At 72.7% G+C, this 18,131-nt stretch carries 19 protein-coding genes; 9 read left to right on the forward strand and 10 right to left on the reverse strand.

What is annotated here, in order from left to right:
• Positions 1-61: 61 nt before the first annotated feature.
• Together SCATT_RS11585 and SCATT_RS11590 are read left to right on the forward strand one after the other, a co-directional pair.
• Positions 62-493, forward strand: coding sequence for a hypothetical protein (locus SCATT_RS11585; RefSeq protein ID WP_014627891.1), 432 nt, complete (start codon positions 62-64; stop codon positions 491-493).
• Between the two features lie 133 nt (positions 494-626).
• The gene (locus SCATT_RS11590; protein WP_014143226.1) at positions 627-1,394 is read left to right on the forward strand and encodes a nucleotidyltransferase family protein; all 768 of its coding nucleotides are present in this window, start codon (positions 627-629) and stop codon (positions 1,392-1,394) included.
• A 77-nt stretch (positions 1,395-1,471) separates the two neighbouring features.
• Here the strand turns inward: SCATT_RS11590 and SCATT_RS11595 are convergent, their stop codons facing one another.
• From SCATT_RS11595 to SCATT_RS11625, 7 genes are all read right to left on the reverse strand, one after another.
• Positions 1,472-3,232 (reverse strand): DoxX family protein, encoded by a 1,761-nt coding sequence (locus tag SCATT_RS11595; RefSeq protein WP_078590699.1) that lies wholly within the window; start codon positions 3,230-3,232, stop codon positions 1,472-1,474.
• Between the two features lie 156 nt (positions 3,233-3,388).
• Complete coding sequence (gene rlmB, locus SCATT_RS11600; RefSeq protein ID WP_014143228.1) at positions 3,389-4,351, reverse strand: 23S rRNA (guanosine(2251)-2'-O)-methyltransferase RlmB; 963 nt, start codon at positions 4,349-4,351, stop codon at positions 3,389-3,391.
• An 81-nt stretch (positions 4,352-4,432) separates the two neighbouring features.
• Positions 4,433-5,833: a cysteine--tRNA ligase gene (cysS, locus tag SCATT_RS11605; RefSeq protein WP_014143229.1), complete on the reverse strand. Its 1,401-nt coding sequence runs from the start codon at positions 5,831-5,833 to the stop codon at positions 4,433-4,435.
• Between the two features lie 125 nt (positions 5,834-5,958).
• Complete coding sequence (locus SCATT_RS11610; protein ID WP_014143230.1) at positions 5,959-6,366, reverse strand: PPOX class F420-dependent oxidoreductase; 408 nt, start codon at positions 6,364-6,366, stop codon at positions 5,959-5,961.
• A 117-nt stretch (positions 6,367-6,483) separates the two neighbouring features.
• Entirely contained in the window at positions 6,484-7,002 is a 519-nt protein-coding gene (gene ispF, locus SCATT_RS11615; RefSeq protein WP_014143231.1) for a 2-C-methyl-D-erythritol 2,4-cyclodiphosphate synthase, read from the reverse strand.
• The gene (gene ispD / locus SCATT_RS11620) at positions 6,992-7,744 is read right to left on the reverse strand and encodes a 2-C-methyl-D-erythritol 4-phosphate cytidylyltransferase (protein ID WP_042507639.1); all 753 of its coding nucleotides are present in this window, start codon (positions 7,742-7,744) and stop codon (positions 6,992-6,994) included. The genes ispF and ispD overlap by 11 nt, the downstream gene beginning before the upstream one ends.
• A gap of 404 nt (positions 7,745-8,148) precedes the next feature.
• On the reverse strand, positions 8,149-8,631 hold the full coding sequence (locus SCATT_RS11625; protein ID WP_014143233.1) for a CarD family transcriptional regulator: 483 nt from the start codon (positions 8,629-8,631) through the stop codon (positions 8,149-8,151).
• Positions 8,632-9,410: 779 nt separating this feature from the next.
• Here SCATT_RS11625 and SCATT_RS11630 point away from each other — a divergent pair.
• Entirely contained in the window at positions 9,411-10,067 is a 657-nt protein-coding gene (locus tag SCATT_RS11630; RefSeq protein ID WP_014143234.1) for a hypothetical protein, read from the forward strand.
• A 78-nt stretch (positions 10,068-10,145) separates the two neighbouring features.
• Here SCATT_RS11630 and SCATT_RS11635 read toward each other — a convergent pair whose 3' ends face one another.
• Both SCATT_RS11635 and SCATT_RS11640 read right to left on the reverse strand, forming a co-directional pair.
• Positions 10,146-10,826 (reverse strand): response regulator transcription factor, encoded by a 681-nt coding sequence (locus SCATT_RS11635; RefSeq protein WP_014143235.1) that lies wholly within the window; start codon positions 10,824-10,826, stop codon positions 10,146-10,148.
• Positions 10,823-12,184: a sensor histidine kinase gene (locus tag SCATT_RS11640; RefSeq protein ID WP_014143236.1), complete on the reverse strand. Its 1,362-nt coding sequence runs from the start codon at positions 12,182-12,184 to the stop codon at positions 10,823-10,825. Before SCATT_RS11640 ends, SCATT_RS11635 begins: the two co-directional genes overlap by 4 nt.
• A gap of 236 nt (positions 12,185-12,420) precedes the next feature.
• On the opposite strand from SCATT_RS11640, the gene phoU reads away from it, so the two are divergent.
• The 5 genes from phoU (at position 12,421) to SCATT_RS35660 (ending at position 15,763) form a co-directional block, all read left to right on the forward strand.
• On the forward strand, positions 12,421-13,104 hold the full coding sequence (gene phoU, locus SCATT_RS11645; protein ID WP_014143237.1) for a phosphate signaling complex protein PhoU: 684 nt from the start codon (positions 12,421-12,423) through the stop codon (positions 13,102-13,104).
• A gap of 350 nt (positions 13,105-13,454) precedes the next feature.
• Positions 13,455-13,625 (forward strand): hypothetical protein, encoded by a 171-nt coding sequence (locus tag SCATT_RS38550; protein ID WP_014143238.1) that lies wholly within the window; start codon positions 13,455-13,457, stop codon positions 13,623-13,625.
• A 263-nt stretch (positions 13,626-13,888) separates the two neighbouring features.
• On the forward strand, positions 13,889-14,560 hold the full coding sequence (locus SCATT_RS11650) for a hypothetical protein (protein ID WP_014143239.1): 672 nt from the start codon (positions 13,889-13,891) through the stop codon (positions 14,558-14,560).
• 88 nt (positions 14,561-14,648) lie between these two features.
• Positions 14,649-15,170 (forward strand): DUF4760 domain-containing protein, encoded by a 522-nt coding sequence (locus tag SCATT_RS11655; RefSeq protein ID WP_014143240.1) that lies wholly within the window; start codon positions 14,649-14,651, stop codon positions 15,168-15,170.
• A 107-nt stretch (positions 15,171-15,277) separates the two neighbouring features.
• Complete coding sequence (locus tag SCATT_RS35660) at positions 15,278-15,763, forward strand: hypothetical protein (RefSeq protein WP_014627899.1); 486 nt, start codon at positions 15,278-15,280, stop codon at positions 15,761-15,763.
• A 193-nt stretch (positions 15,764-15,956) separates the two neighbouring features.
• Here SCATT_RS35660 and SCATT_RS11665 read toward each other — a convergent pair whose 3' ends face one another.
• Positions 15,957-16,721 (reverse strand): phosphoglyceromutase, encoded by a 765-nt coding sequence (locus tag SCATT_RS11665; RefSeq protein ID WP_014143242.1) that lies wholly within the window; start codon positions 16,719-16,721, stop codon positions 15,957-15,959.
• Positions 16,722-16,834: 113 nt separating this feature from the next.
• On the opposite strand from SCATT_RS11665, the gene SCATT_RS11670 reads away from it, so the two are divergent.
• Positions 16,835-18,112: an MDR family MFS transporter gene (locus SCATT_RS11670; RefSeq protein WP_014143243.1), complete on the forward strand. Its 1,278-nt coding sequence runs from the start codon at positions 16,835-16,837 to the stop codon at positions 18,110-18,112.
• Positions 18,113-18,131 lie beyond the last annotated feature (19 nt).

Below are 18,131 nucleotides of genomic sequence, written 5' to 3' on the forward strand. Positions count from 1 at the left end.
TGCTCACTCGAACGAGTTACCAAATGTCGCCAAATCACTACCCGCCGCTACCATCGCGGTCGTGAACCAGGCAGCCCGCCGTATCGGCAAGACTCTCGCTCTCGTGCTCCCGGTCGTCCTCGTCCTGTCCGGGACCCTCGCCGTCACCCGCGTTCCGTGGGCCCCGTCGGCCTCGGAGGCGCAGGTGCTCACCGCGTCCTCCAAGCGCGACATGTCCGAGACCTCGATGGCGCCGCAGGACGTGCTGCGGCGGCAGCTCGTGGCCGAGGTGCAGCAGCGCAACCCCGGTGCCGCCCTCACCGACCTCCAGGTGGCGATGGCCAAGCGGCCGTCGCTGGCCGGCTACTGCTCCGCCATCGCCCGGGCCCTCGGCCGTGCCGCGGTCACCAAGTACTCCCGTGGTGGCAACGCCGCCGCCGTGCGGCGCGCCCAGGCGTGGTCCCGGCCGGTCTGCGACACCTCGTTCGCGGCGGGCGTGGCCGACATGCGCTGAGCCGACGCCTCCCCCCGACCCCGACCCGTCCCCCGCCGGCGCCACCCTCCCGGGGGACGACTCACCCGAACGCCTCACCTGCCGTCAACGCGCCGTCTCCCCGCCGTTACGAACCCGTCGTATCGTGCGCACCATGACGACAGGCGACAACTCCGGCCCCTCGCGGGCCACCGCCCCGGTGACGCAGGCCGTCGTCCTCGCGGGCGGCCAGGGCTCCCGGCTGCGGCCGTACACCGACGACCGGCCCAAGCCCATGGTCGAGATCCCCGGCACCGGGGTCCCCATCATCGGGCACCAACTCGACTGGCTCGCGGCGGAAGGCGTCACCGACGTCGTCGTCTCCTGCGGCCACCTCGCCGACGTCCTCCAGGACTGGCTGAAGACGGCCGAGCTGCCGTTGTCGGTGAGCACCGTGGTGGAGACCGAACCGCTCGGCCGCGGCGGCGGGTTGAAGTACGCCGCCGCCGCGCTCCCTCGGCCGGACGAGCCGTGGTACGCGGCCAACGGGGACATCTGGACGCGCTTCTCACTGCGCGCGATGGCCGACTTCCACGCCGAGCGCGGTGCCCTCGCCACGCTCGCGCTGGCCCGGCCCAACATCCCATGGGGCGCGGTGGAGACCGACGAGTTCGGCCACGTCCTCGACTTCATCGAGTCGCCGCCGTCGCCGTACCTCATCAACGCCGGACTCTACGTGTTCGCACCGGAGTTCACCGCGCTGCTGCCGGATCGCGGGGACCACGAGCGCACCACCTTCCCGCGGCTGGCCCGGGACCGCCGGCTCGCCGGTTTCCCCATCCCCCAGGGCGCCTACTGGCGGGCGATCGACACCGCCAAGGACCTCACCGAGGCCGCCAGGGAACTCGCCGGAGCCCGGGGCCTCGCCGACCCGGTCGGCTGACACCACCCGCACCACGGAACGACGAACGGTGGCCGTACCCCAACTCGCGGGGGTACGGCCACCGTTCCGCCGTCCGGTCAGGCGAGGCCGGGCGGGGTCGCGCGGTGGGCGCCGGGCATGCCGAGCAGCCACCCCGACGACGACTTGCTGCCGAGCAGGCCGCCCAGGGAGCCGCCGGTGGACGAACCGCTGCCGGACGGGCCGGGGTTGGCCGGGTTGACGCTGTGCGGCGCCGGGGCGGCCGGTCGCGAGGCCGGGGCGGGGCGGCCCGCGGTGCCCTGGTGGCTGGGGGCGTGGTGCCCGGTGCCGTAGCCGCCGGGGGCGCCCACGACGCCGCCCGGCCGGACGGAACCGGGCGCGCCGGCGGTCGCCGAGGTGTGCGGACGGGCGCCCGGGGACGATCCGGGGCGCGCGGACCTCCCCGTCGCGCCGGGGAGCCGCTGGTGGCGCGGGCCGAGGTGCCCGGTGCCGCCGATCTGCGGCAGCGGGGAGCCCGGCAGGTTGTTGGTGGGCAGGTCGGACGGCGGGGCCGGGGTGTCGAGGTGGGTCTTGGAGGAGCGCACGGCGCTGCCGAAGAGGGCGCCGACCAGGAGCGCGCCCCCGGCGACCAGGGTGGCCAGCACGACCCCGCGGCGCAGCACGTACCGGCGCAGCTCCCACAGCGGGGCCCGGGGCCCGAGGCGTCGCCACGCCTCGCCGGCCAGCTTGGCGTCCACGGAGTAGACCGGGGCGCCGGCGATGAGCAGCGGGCTCCAGGCGGCGAGGTAGATGAAGTCGGGCGCGTCGTAGACCGGTACCGTCTGCCAGCTCACGGTGACCAGCAGCGCCACCGACAGCAGCGCGCCCACCCCGGCGGCCACCCGCTGCCACAACCCCATGACGGTGAGCACACCCACGGTGACCTGGAGGAACGCCACCGTGAGCCCGGCCCCGACCGGGTGCGCCAGGGCCGTCGCGCGCAACGGCTCGGCGACCGACCAGGGGTGGAGCGCGGCCAGCCAGTGGACCATCGAGCCGCGCTTGCCGCCGTCGAAGTAGACCGGGTCGCAGAGCTTGCCCAGGCCCGCGTAGACGGAGATGCAGCCGAGGAAGACGCGCAACGGGAGGAGGACGACGCCGAGGTTCATCCGGCGGCCGGGGTACCAGGCGTGGCGCACCGGTTCGCCGCGTCGGCGTCCGCGCCGCGCCCCGGGGTCCCCGTACTCGTCCTCGTACACGTCCGCGTCGTCGGGGCCGCCGGGGTGCCTCGGGTACGACTCGGAGGGGGCGGGACGGCTCTGGCCGGGCAGGCCGTGGGGGGGCCGGTAGGCGATCTCCGAGGTGTCCTCGTCGTCGGCCGGGCGGCGGACCCGGCGGGCGCCGGCCAGCGGCGGGAGCGGACCGCCGACGACGGGCAGCCGCGGCGCGACGACGGCGGGGCGCACCGGCGGCAGGCCGTCGTCCGGCTCCTCGGCCGGGCGGCCCTCACGCAGGCGTTCGTCGACCCGGGGCAGGAGCTGGGTGGAGCCCGCGCTCCGGACGGCCTGGAGGAGCTGGGTGGCGGCCGGGTCGCCGGGGTCGGTGTGGCCGGTCCACACGACGGGTGCGGCGCGCCGCCGCGGCAGCCGGGCCTCGGCGGCCGACCGGACGGAGGTCGGGATGACCGGCAGCGGGGCGGTGTCCGCCACGTCGTGGCGCGGCCCGGGCGCGTTTGCGCCCAGCTTCACCCGGAAACTGGCATGGTTGACGATGACCTGGGCGGGATCGCTGGGGACCCGCACCGTGTTGAGCACGTCCTCGTCGAACCCGGGCGACCGTCCCCCCGTGGATGAGCGGGGTGTTCTGGTGTCCACACTCATCTAACCGAGTGACGGGCGGTTAGGACACTGCCTGACGCCGGTGTGAATGTCGGAGGCCCGTCAAGATCGCCAAGCCTCGCCGGAACCGCCCGCCGCCGGTCGCCGTCGGCGCCGGAACGTTCCGGCGCCGACGACCGTCAAGGCCGCGGTACGGGCTCAGCGGCGCGCGCGGCGGCGGGCCGCCTCGTACAGCACGACACCGGCCGCCACGCCCGCGTTGAGGGATTCCGCGCCGCCCGGCATCGGGATGCGCACGCGCAGGTCGCAGGTCTCGCCGACGAGGCGGGAGAGGCCCTTGCCCTCGCTGCCGACCACGACGACCACCGGGCCGTCGAGGACTTCGAGGTCGGTGAGGTCGACCTCGCCGTCGGCGGCGAGGCCGACGACGGTCAGCCCGGCCTTCTGGTACGCCTCCAGGGCGCGGGTGAGGTTGGTGGCGCGGGCCACCGGGACCTGGGCGGCGGTGCCGGCCGAGGTCTTCCACGCACCCGCGGTCATCCCCGCCGCGCGCCGCTCCGGGATCACCACGCCGTGCCCCCCGAAGGCGGCGACGGAACGGACCACGGCACCGAGGTTGCGCGGGTCGGTGACCCCGTCCAGGGCGACGATCAGCGGGGCGTCGGCCTGCTCGGCGGCGGCCTCGGTCAGCTCGTCGGGGTGGGCGTAGTCGTACGGCGGGATCTGCAGGGCGAGGCCCTGGTGGTTGAGGCCGCCGGTCATCCGGTCCAGCTCGACGCGCGGCGCCTCCATCAGCGGCACGCCGCGTTCGGTGGCGAGCTTGACGGCCTCGCGGACCCGGTCGTCGTTGTCGATGTACTGCTGCACGTACAACGCGGTGACCGGGATCTCCGCGCGCAGCGCCTCGACCACCGGGTTACGCCCCGCCACCAGCTCGGAGGCGGACTTGCCGCCCCGGCCGCCGGCGGCGCGGCGCTGCGCGGAGGCGGCCCGCTTGGCCTTGGCCTGGGCGACGCGCTGCTTGGGGTGGCCCTTGCGCATCTCGGCGGGCGGGGTCGGCCCCTTGCCCTCCAGGGCACGGCGCCGCTGGCCGCCGCTGCCGACCTGGGCGCCCTTCTTGGACGTGGTGCGGCGGTTCCGCCGCTGGCTGTTCCCGGCCATGGGGCACCTTCACTTCTTCCTGAACGAACAAAACGTTTGTGGCGGCCCGTCGGTACGGGCCGCGGGGGCGGACGCGGCCGGTCAGCCTCGTCCGCGCAGCGACCAGCGGGGACCGGAGGGGGTGTCCTCGATCTCCAGGCCGGCCTGCTGGAGCTGGTCGCGGATGGCGTCGGCGGTGCCGTAGTCCTTCCGGGCCCGGGCGGCCTGCCGCTGTTCGAGCACGAGGCCGACCAGGGAGTCGACGACGCCGTGCAGGTCGTCGCCGCGTTCGGAGCCGGCCCAGTGCGGGTCGAGCGGGTCGAGGCCGAGGACGGAGAGCATGGCGCGGACCTCGGCGAGGCGGGCGACCGCGGACTCCTTGTCGTCCGCGGTGAGCGCGGAGTTCCCCTGCCGCACCGTGGTGTGGACCACGGCGAGCGCCTGGGGCACCGACAGGTCGTCGTCCATCGCCTCGGCGAACGCGGGCGGCACCTCGGCGGCGGGCTCGACGGTCTCGCCGGCCTTCTCGGTGACCCGCTGGACGAACCCCTCGATGCGGGCGAACGCGGACTCCGCCTCGCGCAGCGCGTCCTCGCTGTACTCGATGGTGGAGCGGTAGTGGGCGCTGCCCAGGTAGTACCGCAGGACGACGGGGCGCCAGTTCCTGACCATCTCGGAGACGAGCACCGAGTTGCCGAGCGACTTGCTCATCTTCTCGCCGCTCATGGTGACCCAGGCGTTGTGCACCCAGTAGCGGGCGAAGTCGTCACCGTAGGCGACGGCCTGGGCGATCTCGTTCTCGTGGTGCGGGAAGACCAGGTCGATGCCGCCGCCGTGGATGTCGAAGGCGGTGCCCAGGTACTTGTGGGCCATCGCCGAGCACTCCAGGTGCCAGCCGGGCCGGCCGCGGCCCCACGGGGTCTCCCAGCTCGGCTCGCCGGGCTTGGCCGCCTTCCACATGGCGAAGTCACGCGGGTCGCGCTTGCCGGTCTCGCCCTCGCCGGAGGGCTGGAGCAGGTTGTCCAGCTCCTGGTTGGACAGCTCCAGGTAGCCGGGGAACGAGCGGACGTCGAAGTACACGTTGCCGTCGGCGGCGTAGGCGTGGCCGCGTTCGATCAGGCCGCGCATCATCTCGATCATCTCCGGCACGTGGCCGGTGGCCCGGGGCTCGTAGCTGGGCGGCAGGCAGCCGAGCGCGTCGTAGCCGGCGTTGAAGGCGCGCTCGTTGCTGTAGCCGATCGCCCACCAGGGGCGGTGCTGCTCGGCGGACTTGGCGATGATCTTGTCGTCGATGTCGGTGACGTTGCGGACGAAGGTGACGTCGTACCCGCGGTACGCGAACCACCGGCGCATGATGTCGAAGTTGAGCCCCGACCGGATGTGTCCGATGTGCGGGGCCGCCTGCACGGTGGCGCCGCACAGGTAGATCGAGACACAGCCCGGCACGAGCGGGGTGAAGTCACGTACCTGGCGGGCCTTGGTGTCGTACAGGCGAATAGTCACGGCATCCAGGGTAGTGGCCGCGGCGGGGTGCCCAGCGCCGATTCCGGCCGGGCTGCCCGAAAATCAGTTGCGCTGGGCGGTCCCGCCGGGCCGACCCGCGCCCCCGGCGGGGCCGTCGCGCGGGGTCAGCCCAGCGAGCCGACGACCTTGCGGGGGGCGATGCGGACGACCACGCGCTCGGCGTCGTCGACGGAGGCGGGGTTGAAGTCGCGGTAGTCCTTGCCGGTGTATTTGCGGGACAGCTCGTCGATGAGTTCCTGGCCGCCTTCGGTGGTGAGTTCGGCGGTGCCGCGGATCTCGGCGTAGGTGTAGGGGGCGTCGGCGGGCTGGACGACGACGGTGACGCGCGGGTCGCGGCGCAGGTTGCGTTCCTTGCGGCGGCCGACCGTGGTGGAGAAGAGCAGGTCGTCGCCGTCGCGCTTGACCCAGACCGGGGAGACCTGCGGGCTGCCGTCGGGCTGGATGGTGGCCACGGTGATGAAGACCGGGCTGTCGAGGAGCTTCTTGAGGGCGTCGGGGAGCGTGGCGGCCATGGACGGTCCTTCCGGTGCGTACGGGTGACGGGCGGCGCGCTGGGCCGCGTGGGCGGCCTGGCGGTACCCGTACCCGTACCCGTCGCGGGACACGCCCGCGGCCCACCCGGACGGCGGTCAGGACGCCGGAACGGGCGGCAGCTCGTGGACGAGGGCGGTGGCGACGGCGGCGAGCCCCTCGGCGCGGCCGGTGAGCCCGAGGCCGTCGGTGGTGGTGCCGGAGACGGAGACGGGGGCGCCGACGGCGGCCGAGAGCGCGGCCTGGGCCTCGTCCCGGCGCTTGCCGATCTTCGGACGGACGCCGATCACCTGGACGGCGACGTTGCCGATGCCGAACCCGGCCGCGCGCACGATGCGGGCGGCCTCGGTGAGCAGGGCGGTCCCGGAGGCGCCGGCCCACTCGGGGCGGTCGGTGCCGAAGTGGGCGCCGAGGTCGCCGAGGCCGGCGGCGGAGAAGAGGGCGTCGCAGGCGGCGTGGGCGGCCACGTCACCGTCGGAGTGGCCGGCCAGGCCGTACCCGGCGTCCTCCCACAGCAGCCCGGCCACCCACAGCGCCCGGCCCTCCTCGAAGGCGTGCACGTCGGTGCCGACGCCGATCCGCGGCAGCGGGAACCGCAGGGGTGCGTCAGTAGACATCGGCGGCCCTCCGGCGGGCGAGTACGGCTTCGGCGAGCACCAGGTCGAGCGGCCGGGTGACCTTGAACGCCTCCTCGTGGCCGGGGACCACGACCACCGGCAGGCCGAGCTGTTCGACCATCCCGGCGTCGTCGGTGGCGCCCTCGCCCTCGGCGGTGATCGTCCGGTGGGCCTCGGCGAGCACGTCGCGGCGGAAGCCCTGGGGGGTCTGGACGGCGCGCAGCCGGGCGCGTTCCGGGGTGGCGACCACCGGCTCGGGGTCGCCGGCGGCGCCGGGGACGACCTCCTTGACGGTGTCGGCCAGCGGCAGCGCGGGGACGACGGCGGGGGCGCCGGCGCGTACCGCGGCGGCCACCGCGTCCACCGTCTCCACCGGCACCAGCGGCCGGGCCGCGTCGTGCACCAGGACCACGCCGAAGTCGTCGGGGACGGCGGCGAGCCCGAGGCGGACGGACTCCTGGCGGGAGTCGCCGCCGGCCACCACCGTTATCTCCTTGGACTCCGGCAGGCCGTTGCTGTCGAGCAGGGCGCGCACCTCGGCGACGCCGTCGGCCGGGGCGACCACGACGACGAGGGAGACGGCCCGGGCCTGGATCAGGGCGCGGACGGCGTGCACCAGGATCGGTACGCCGCCCAGGGCGCGCAGCGCCTTGGGCGCGCCGGGGCCGAGCCGGACACCGCGTCCGGCGGCGGGGATGACGGCCGCGACCGCCGGTGTCGCGGGCGTGGGCGAGGTAGTCAGGTTTGTGTCCTTGGCCGAATTGGGTATCGCCTCAAAAGTGCCGGGCACCTCGTCACCGCGGCCCCTTCCGTGACACCGCGGTGGCAACTCCCCGCTGGGCGGGGCGGGCTGCCCGGGCCCGGCGCGCCGTTTCCGCGTACGCGAGCGATGCCGACGACGGCCGGTGTTCTCCGGCGCGACGCACGGCGCCGGTGACGCGTACGGCCCGCATCGGCATGATACGGGCCGTCGTGGGGCCGGACACGCCGCGGTGCCCGGTGGTCACCGGGCACCGCGGCATCGTTCACGTGGTCCGACGGCACGTGTCACGTCGTCGGAGGCGTCACGTCACTGCGTCACGTCGTGCGGCGGGGTGCGCACGGCGCGGCGTGTGGCGCCCGCCCCGGGCACCACGGTCGCCCGGGTCAGGACGCCAGGACCTCGTCGAGAAGGGCCTCCGCCTTGTCCTCGTTGGTGTTCTCGGCGAGCGCGAGTTCGCTGACGAGGATCTGCCGGGCCTTGGCGAGCATGCGCTTCTCGCCGGCCGACAGACCGCGTTCACGCTCACGGCGCCACAGGTCGCGGACGACTTCGGCGACCTTGATGACGTCGCCGGAGGCGAGCTTTTCCAGATTTGCCTTGTACCGGCGGGACCAGTTGGTCGGCTCCTCGGTGTACGGCGCGCGCAGCACCTCGAAGACCCGGTCCAGCCCCTCCTGACCGACAACGTCGCGTACGCCGACGAACTCCGCATTGTCCGCGGGCACGCGCACCGTCAAGTCGCCCTGGGCGACCTTGAGCACCAAGTAGGTCTTGTCCACGCCTTTGATCTGGCGAGTTTCGATGGCCTCGATCAGCGCGGCCCCGTGATGGGGATAGACCACGGTGTCGCCAACCTTGAACGTCATGTGACAGGTACCCCTTCCGTGGCTATCCAGGGTAACACGGGAACGGCCTCATCTGAATGGCGTTTTCGCAGGTCAGGGCATATCTCGGGGCTTGACAAGTGCGGCCGGATCGTGCTGGAGGGGGCGTCCGGCGCCAGGTATCCGCAGGTCGGAGCGGCTGTACGGGCACCGTGGAACACCGCTGTCACACGGCCGGGGGACGCTCTCGAAGGGGCGATTCATCCTGATTCGTCCGCCTCGCGAGTGTGGTCTTCCGCTACTCCGTTCGGAGAAGGGGCGGCGGGTTCACGTCGTTCCGCGCGCGCTTGGCGGCGCTTCGCACCCGCCGCCGCAGTTCGTCCCGGACAAGCGCCGGAGATCACTCGCGGCGTTCGCACGAAAACACGAATTACCCACCGCAAGAGTGATCCACATTTGGACACTTCTTGAATAACGGTGAACGAACGGCGAGGGGGGCGCAAGCGGTCTCCGATAATCGATCTTGAGCTGTACGCGCCACACCATTCGCGGCGGGTAATCACCGTCCGGCCGGCCGCCCGGTGGCCGGACGTGCCGACGGCCCGGCCCGGCGGAGCCGTCCACGAGGGTGGCACGGCCGCGTCAGGGGCCGCGCGAGTGAGGCGGGAGGCGCGAAGGGGTGGCCGGGTGCGGGCGCGTCAGGAGGGGTCGGTAACCTAAGCGCGCTGGAAGATCCTTAGTGCGGCTTTACACGGCGCCACCCGGGCACCGAGGCCGGCCGCCGCAACTAGCCCGCCACTCGTCAAGGAGATGCCGCCGCCGTGAGCCGCAGCCTTCGACGCGGCGCCCTCGCCGCCGTTCTCGCTCTCTCCGTCGTCCCGTTCGCCGCCGCCTGCGGGGCAGGTGACGACTCGCAGACCCTCCAGGTCCAGCCGAACGTCGTCTCGACCTCGGTCGGCGACATCCAGATCCAGAACGCGAACATCATCACCGAGCCGAACGGGAAGGGACCGGCCACGGTCACCGCCCGGGTCTTCAACAACAGCGCCTCGCCGCAGCAGCTCACCTCGATCAGCGTCGACGGTGTCAGCACCCCGGTGAAGCTGACCGGCCCGGACGGCAAGACCGGCCCGCTGACCGTTCCGGCCAACGGCGCGATCACGCTGGGCGGTGCGGGCAACCCCTCCGCCGTCCTCTCCGACAGCGCCGGTCTGTCCCAGGGCGACTTCCACAAGACCACCTTCTCGCTGAGCAGCACCGGTCAGGTGTCGCTCTCGCCGCTGGTGGTGCCGGCCACGCACTACTTCCAGACGTACGGCGCCAGTGTGGAGGCCACCCCGGCCCCCGGCGGCAGCGCCTCCGCCCCGGCCGGCAAGCCGTCGGGCTCCCCCTCGGGCAAGCCGGGCACCCCGGCCGGACACGGCGAGCACGGCCACGTGCAGCCGTCGTCCTCCGCCAAGGAGACCGTCAAGCCGTAACGGCCTCGTACCGCGCATAGGCGTCAGGGGCGCCCACCGGCCGGTGGGCGCCCCTGACGCCTGTGCGCGCCGGGCCGATCAGGGCTCGAACTTGTAGCCCAGGCCGCGGACGGTCACCAGGTAGCGGGGGGCGCCGGGGTCGGGCTCGATCTTGGCGCGCAGCCGCTTGACGTGGACGTCGAGGGTCTTGGTGTCGCCCACGTAGTCGGCGCCCCAGACCCGGTCGATCAGCTGCATGCGGGTGAGGACGCGGCCGGCGTTGCGCAGCAGCATCTCCAGGAGGTCGAATTCCTTCAGCGGCAGGTCGACCTTGCCGCCGCCGACGGTGACCACGTGGCGGTCGACGTCCATGCGGACCGGTCCGGCCTCCAGCGCGGCGGGGGCGACCTCCTCGGGCTCGCCGCGGCGGCGCAGCACCGCGCGGATGCGGGCGACGAGTTCGCGGGAGGAGAAGGGCTTGGTGACGTAGTCGTCGGCCCCTATCTCCAGGCCGACGACCTTGTCGATCTCGCTGTCCTTGGCGGTGACCATGATCACCGGCACGTTGGACCGGCTGCGGAGCTGGCGGCACACCTCGGTGCCGGGGAGCCCGGGCAGCATCAGGTCGAGCAGCACCAGGTCGGCGCCGTTGCGCTCGAACTCCTCCAGCCCGTCGGGCCCGGTGGCCGCGACGGCGACCTCGAAGCCCTCCTTGCGAAGCATGTACGACAGAGCGTCGCTGAACGATTCCTCGTCCTCGACAACGAGCACTCGGGTCACGGAAGGACCTCCGGGGCGGGGTGGATTCTGCGGGGGATTCTTCGGCTGTGGGGGGTGGTGTGCTGCCGCCGGGTCTCGGCGGCGCGCTGGTGGGAGGCGGGGGTGGCGTCGGTCTCCGCCGCCGTGGCGGGCGCGACGGGGTCGTGATGCCGGCCGGTGTCCTCGGGCCGGCCGGCGTCCTGGTCGTGGCCGGCGTCCTGGTTCTGGCCGGCGCCGGCGGCTTCGGGCAGGCGCAGGGTGAAGGTGGAACCCTGTCCCTCGGCGCTCCAGACGGTCACCTCGCCGCCGTGCGAGGCGGCGACGTGCTTGACGATGGACAGTCCGAGTCCGGTGCCGCCGGTGGCGCGGGAACGGGCCGGGTCGACCCGGTAGAAGCGCTCGAAGATGCGCTCCCGGTCGGCCGGGGAGATGCCCATGCCCTGGTCGGTGACGGAGATCTCCACCATGTTGCCGCCCGGGGCGTTGACCTTGCGGCCGGCGATGCCGACGCGGGTGTGGGCGGGGCTGTAGTTGACCGCGTTCTCCACCAGGTTGCCCAGGGCGGCGGCGAGCTGGCCGCGGTGGCCCCAGACGTACAGGTCGGGGGCGTCCACGGTGGCCATGGTGATCTGCTTGGCGTTGGCCGGGTGGCGGCAGCGGTCGACCGCCTCGGCCACCAGCTCGTCCACGGCGACCGGCTCGGCGTCCTCCAGCGGGTCGTCGTTCTGCACCCGGGACAGGTCGATGATCTCCTGGACGAGGCTGGTCAGCCGGGTCGCCTCGATCTGCATCCGGCCGGCGAACCGGGCCACCGCCTCGGGGTCGTCGGCGGCGTCCATGACCGCCTCGGAGAGCAGCGACAGGGCGCCCACCGGGGTCTTCAGCTCGTGGCTGACGTTGGCGACGAAGTCCCGGCGCACCGCTTCGATGCGGCGGGCCTCGGTGAGGTCCTCGACGAGCAGCAGCACCAGCCGGGAGCCGAGCGGGGCGACGCGCGCGGAGACGGCGAGCGCCTCGCCGCGTCCGCTGCGACGCGGCAGGTCGAGTTCGACCTGCCGTATCTCGCCGTCCCGCCGGGTCTCCCGGGCCATCTGGAGCATCTGGTCGACGGCGAGGCGTCCGCCGCGGACCAGCCCGAGGGCGTACGCGGCCGAGCTGGCCTTGACCACGGTGTCGCCCTCGTCGAGCACGACGGCGGAGGAGCGCAGCACCGACAGGACGATGTCCACGCCGGGCGGCAGCACCGCGTCGGTGTGCAGGGAGGTGCGGGTGGGACGTGCCTGTTCCCGCTCGCTCCAGCGGAAGGCGAGCACCGCGACCGCGCCGGTGCACACACCGCCGATCGCGCTGGCTGCGGCGAGCGCCGCGTTGACGTCCATGGCGTCAAGGTTAGGCAGGCGTTCGGTGTGCTCCACAGCCATCCGGGGGTGGACTCGAACACTCGTTGCCAAGAGTTCACCGTGGTGTCGGTGGTGGTTCACCCCCGATGTCCGGCCGGGTCGCGTGTTCCACGCACGGTGGGGTCAGCGGCCCGCAGGTGGCGGGAAGCTTGTCCCGTTCCGCCGTTCCGCCGTTGGGAGGCGGCACGGCCGCGGCCACGGAGAGGACTGGATCAATGCGTGACGCCTACCACGAGGAGCTCGACTCGATCGGTGAGGGGCTGGTCGAGATGGCCAGGCTCGTCGGCTCCGCGATCGGTCGCGCCACGACCGCGTTGCTCGACGCCGACCTGAAGCTGGCCGAGAGCGTGATCGCCGCCGACGAGAAGGTGGACGATCTCCAGCGCGACCTGGAGAACCGGGCGATCGCGCTGCTCGCCCGCCAGCAGCCGGTCGCCACCGATCTGCGCATCGTGGTGACGAGCCTGCGGATGAGCGCCGACCTGGAGCGCTCCGGCGACCTGGCCCGGCACGTGGCCAAGCTGGCCCGGCTGCGCTACCCGGTCTCCGCGGTCCCGCGGAACCTGCACAGCACGGTGCTGGAGATGGGCCAGCTCGCGCAGCGGCTGATGGCCAAGGCCGGCGAGGTGATCACCTCCAAGGACGTGGACGCCGCGCTCCAGCTGGAGGCGGACGACGACCGCATGGACGAGCTCCACCGCACCCTCTTCCAGCACCTGCTGGACGACCGCTGGCAGCACGGCATCGAGACCGCGGTCGACGTCACGCTCTGCGGCCGGTACTACGAACGCTTCGCCGACCACGCCGTCTCGGTCGCCAAGCGGGTGGTGTACCTGGTCACCGGCGAGCACGCGGACGAGCTGGCGCCGGCGGGGCAGGGGGCGGCGGAGGAGGGGTGAGGGTCCCGTCAGGGGCTTCCCCCTCCGGGGGACGGGACGCCCGGGCGGCCCGGGATGCCGGACGGGGCCCGGGCCACCGGGGCGGGATGCTTCGGGGGCCCGGGGTTGCGGAGCCACTGGGACGGTGTGCCGGGGTCTGCCGGGCGTCCGGGGTGGAGCGAGCGCCTGGCGGCGCCGGGGGTGGGGGCCCAGAGGGGACGAGCGCCTCGGGCGCCCGGTACGCCGTCGTGCGCCCTTGATGCGCCCCGGCGGGCGGCGGTTGACTGCCCCTGGCAGGCGGCTGTGCAGGCCGCTCGTCATGGCGTTCGCCCAAGCGTGCGCCAAGCGCCGAAGCGCCAAGGAGGGCATCGATGACGGACACGCCCACTTCGCCGACCCGCCACGAGCAGTCGTTCACCGACTCCGACCCGAGCCCCGACCGGATCCCCCTGCCGCTGCTGGCCGCCTGCGGGTGCGGGGCCGGCTGCGGCTGCGGCTGCCAGTCGGGCGGTGCGTGCCAGTGCGGAGGATGCTGCGGCTGACCCCGCGGTCCCCCGCGTGACGGAAGGGCTCCGGCATGGCGCCGGGGCCCTTTCGCCACGCGGGGAGGCGGGGATGTCGGCGGACTCGTGTCGATTGTCGTGACGTGTTCGGCGTCGTGCCACGGGGCTGTAACAGGCGATGACTTGCGCCGCTGTACATGCCAAGGTCGTTTCAGCCGCAGGTGGTCGCCCTCGTCAGGGGGGTGGGAACGGACTCATGGCCACCGGATCGGGCGACACGTCGAATGCGAAAGAGGGACACCATGCGTACCAGGACCGCTCGTTGGGGCCTGTCGACTGCCGTGCTCGTCGCCGCGGGGATGGCACTGACCGCGTGCGGACCCAACGACCCGACCGCCGCCGCGCCCGGCTCCTCCGCCGGTTCGTCCGCCGCCACCAGCTCCGCACAGGCCGGCGCGCAGACCCCCGGCAAGAGCGGTAACGGCTCCTCCCACGCCTCGTCGTCCGGCACCGCCAAGAAGCCCGGGGTGCGCTGCACCGACCAGATCAACTACGCGGGCGACTCGAGGTCCAACGCCGAGATCAACAGCATCGGCGAGCAGACCGGCCACTGCCCGGCGGTCTCCACCTCCGGCAGCGGCGGTGGTAGCGGCTCCGCCGACGCGGGCGCACACAGCGTCTACGTGGGCAAGCTGAGCTACCTCGCCCCCGGCAAGCTGCTCGTCAAGCCCGACACCGGCGGCCTGGACCAGGCGTTCTTCGTCTCCAACGCCACCGACATCCGCGGCGCGGCGGCGATCTGCGCCGACAACAACGAGGGCCACGTGACCATGGACAGCAACGGCTACGGCACCTCGAAGTGCACCGAGGAGCAGCTGGAGACGGCCGCGAAGACCGGCGCCGTGACCGTCCGCGTCACCATGAACCCCCACTCCGCCGGCGCCGAGTCGGTCGTGGAGAAGTACCACCAGTAAGCCCCCAGCGGCAGCGAAGAGCCCCCTCCCGACGGACGTGTCCGCGGGCAAGGGGGCTTGTTCGTGGGTGCCCTCAGGGTATTCGTCCATGACGGCGTTCGAGCGATGGTCCCTGGTAGCCGCGTTCGGCTCTTTGGGCGTGGGTGTGGTCGGCTTCGTCGCCCTGGCGTGGCAGCTGTTGATGCTGGCTCGCAGCACCAAGCAGGATCACGACAGGCGCCGTAAGCAGGCGACCATGGAGTTCCTCGCGGACAACATGAACCAGCGCAAGTCGCTGTTCGACGAGGGCATACCCCCGGAGCGCGATCACGCGGCCATCGAGGCGCTGATCGACCGCTCGATGTCGGGCGACGAGCGAGCGACGAAGCTGATCACGTCCTACCTCACGACCTTCAACCTCCTTGGCGCGGGCACGCGTTCGGACGCCTTCGATCGGCAACTGATCGACGACGCGTGGGGCGGCCTCATCATCTCCGTCTGGAACAACTACCGGCCCTGGGCCGAGGCGCAGCGGCAGGAACACGGTGAACCCCGCCTCTGGCGAAACCTGGAGTGGCTGGCGGGCCACATGACACCCCGCAGGGTCCTCCGGGACGGCGACGGCGACTGAGACGACGCCGTCGCGGCAAGAAGCCCCCTGCTCGCGGAGAAACCGCGGGTAGGTTGGCCTCCACCTCGGGTTGGGTGCGGGTTGGGTGCGCGTGTCAGGATGCCTGCGTGCGTGATTGGCAGTCGAGACAGTTGCATGCGCTGATGCGCTCCCTGTCCGGGCATGTCCGGGTCTACGGGCGTGTTCAAGCGGCGTCTGCCGCAACGGTCGAGGGACAGGTCTTCGCGCTGGCGAGGCAGGCGGACGCGGACTGGGGACACCTGGGCCCGAAGGGTTCGAGAAGTCTCCAGTCTCCGGACGAGGTGGCCGCTGCCCTGCACCCCGTTGATCCAGACACCGCTGTCGACCTGTTGGCCATGCTGTCTTCGCAGGATCTCGCGTACCGCGTGAGGCATCGTGATCCCGACCATGCCCGACGTGCTGCGGCCCAAGTCGCAGAACTGCTCGGGTACGGCACCAAGTGGTGGACGAACACCGAATATTCGGATGGTAGCCGGGGCTGGGACCCCGTGACGCGGTGCACCTTCGACGGCGTGGTCAGCGGAGTCGGCGCCGAGTACGTCATCTCTCTGCTCCAGGTCGCCGAGGACTGACCGTCGGTCCTCCAACCCGCCACGCCTGGATTCCTCATGCGTGCGGTGCGGTGATGGATCACGAAGGCCCGTCGTCCACCGCTCGCCAGAGCTTCCGGATCGGCCACGTAGCCCCCGCGCCCGACGACCCAGCGCAGCGAAAAGCCCCCTCCCGGCGGACGGACCGCGGGACAGGGGGCTTGTTCGCGGGGGCCTACTTCTTCTTCCCCTGGTTCTTCACGGCCTCGATCGCGGCCTTGGCGGCTTCGGGGTCGAGGTAGGTGCCGCCGGGGGTGAGGGGGTGGAAGTCGGCGTCGAGTTCGTAGGAGAGGGGGATGCCGGTGGGGATGTTGAGGCCGGCGATGTCGGCGTCGGAAATGCCGTCGAGGTGCTTGACGAGGGCGCGCAGGGAGTTGCCGTGGGCGGCGACGAGGACGGTGCGGCCGGCCAGGAGGTCGGGGACGATGCCGTCGTACCAGTACGGCAGCATGCGGCCGACGACGTCCTTGAGGCACTCGGTGCGGGGGCGCAGCTCACTGGGGATGGTGGCGTAGCGCGGGTCGTCGCTCTGGGAGAACTCGGCGCCGTCCGCCAGCGGGGGCGGCGGGGTGTCGTAGGAGCGGCGCCACAGCATGAACTGCTCCTCACCGAACTCGGCGAGGGTCTGCGCCTTGTCCTTGCCCTGGAGGGCGCCGTAGTGGCGCTCGTTGAGGCGCCAGGAGCGGTGCACCGGGATCCAGTGGCGGTCGCACGCCTCCAGGGCGATCTGGGCGGTGCGGATGGCGCGCTTCTGGAGCGAGGTGTGGACGACGTCGGGGAGGAGGCCGGCGTCCTTGAGCAGCTCGCCGCCGCGGAGCGCCTCCTTCTCGCCCTTCTCGTTCAGATTGACGTCCACCCAGCCGGTGAACAGGTTCTTCGCGTTCCACTCGCTCTCGCCGTGGCGGAGCAGGATCAGTCGGTACGGAGCAGCAGCAGCCATGGAAGTGAGCCTAATCGAAAAGCGCTGGTGCCACGGCGTCCGCCGTCAGTAAGCTGCGCTCAGCGGGTTTGCCTATTACAAATCGGTCGTTGCCAGCAACCAGGGGGAGAACCGTGCTCACCGCACCCAGACGCGCCATCGCCGAAACGGTATCCGGTCTGCCCCGGGCCTTCTGGTGGTTGTGGACGAGCACGCTGATCAACCGCCTCGGCGGCTTCGTGGTGACCTACCTGGCGCTCTACCTCACCGTGCAGCGCGGTTTCTCCGCCTCGTACGCGGGGCTGGTCGCCGCGTTGTACGGGCTCGGCGGCACCGTGGGGGCGCTGGTGGGCGGGGTGCTCAGCGACCGGATCGGGCGGCGGTCCACGATGCTGACGGCGCAGCTCGGGGCGGCGGCCACCACGGCGGTGCTGGGGCTGGTGACGCACCCGGTGGCGATCGCGGCGGCGGCCTGCGCGGTCGGGGTGACCTCCAACGCCTCCCGGCCCGCGGTGCAGGCGGTGATGGCCGACGTCGTCCCGGACCGGGACCGGGTGCGGGCGTTCTCGCTCAACTACTGGGCGATCAACATCGGTTTCGGGGTGTCGGCGGCGGTGGCCGGGGTGATCGCCGCCCACGGCTATCTGCTGCTCTTCCTGGGGGACGCGGCCACCACGCTGTTGTGCGCGCTGGTGGTCTTCACCCGCATACCGGAGACCCGGCCGGCGGCGGCCGTGGCGGCGAAGGACAAGCCGGCCGGGGAACGTCCGGCCGGTCTGTCCCGGGTGCTGCGCGACGGCCGTTTCATGGCCGTGGTCGGCCTCACCTTCCTGCTGGGCACCGTCACCCAGCAGGGGTCCAACACGCTCGCCGTGGCGATGGGCCGCTCGGGGCTGACGTCGGCCGAGTACGGCCTGGTGATCGGGGTCAACGGGCTGCTGATCGTGGTGCTCCAGATCCCGTTGACCCGGCTGATGCAGGGGCGGGACCGGGGGACGCTGCTTTTGGTGGCGTCGGTGCTGCTCGGCGGCGGGTTCGGGCTGACGTTCTTCGCCACGGCGCCCTGGTTCTACGCGCTGACCGTGGTGGTGTGGACGCTCGGCGAGATCGCCCACGCGCCCACCTCGATGTCGGTGGTGGCCGAGCTGTCGCCCGTCGAGGCGCGCGGGCGCTACCAGGGGATGTACTCGCTGGCGTGGTCGGCGGCGACGTTCGCGGGGCCGCTGGCGGGCGGGGTGGCGCTGGACCGGTGGGGGGCGGCGATGTGGCCGGCGTGCGCGGTGATCGGGGTGGTCGTCGGTGTGGGGTACCGGGTGCTGCTGCGTGGGCGGCGGGCCGCGGTGCGGGAGGGGGCGGTGGCCGCCGCCCAGGTGAGCCCCGGTGCCGCGACGGGTGACGCCGCGCCCCGTTGACCGGCGGTTCCCCGGTGCG

This window comes from Streptantibioticus cattleyicolor NRRL 8057 = DSM 46488 (assembly GCF_000240165.1).
Lineage (GTDB): Bacteria > Actinomycetota > Actinomycetes > Streptomycetales > Streptomycetaceae > Streptantibioticus > Streptantibioticus cattleyicolor.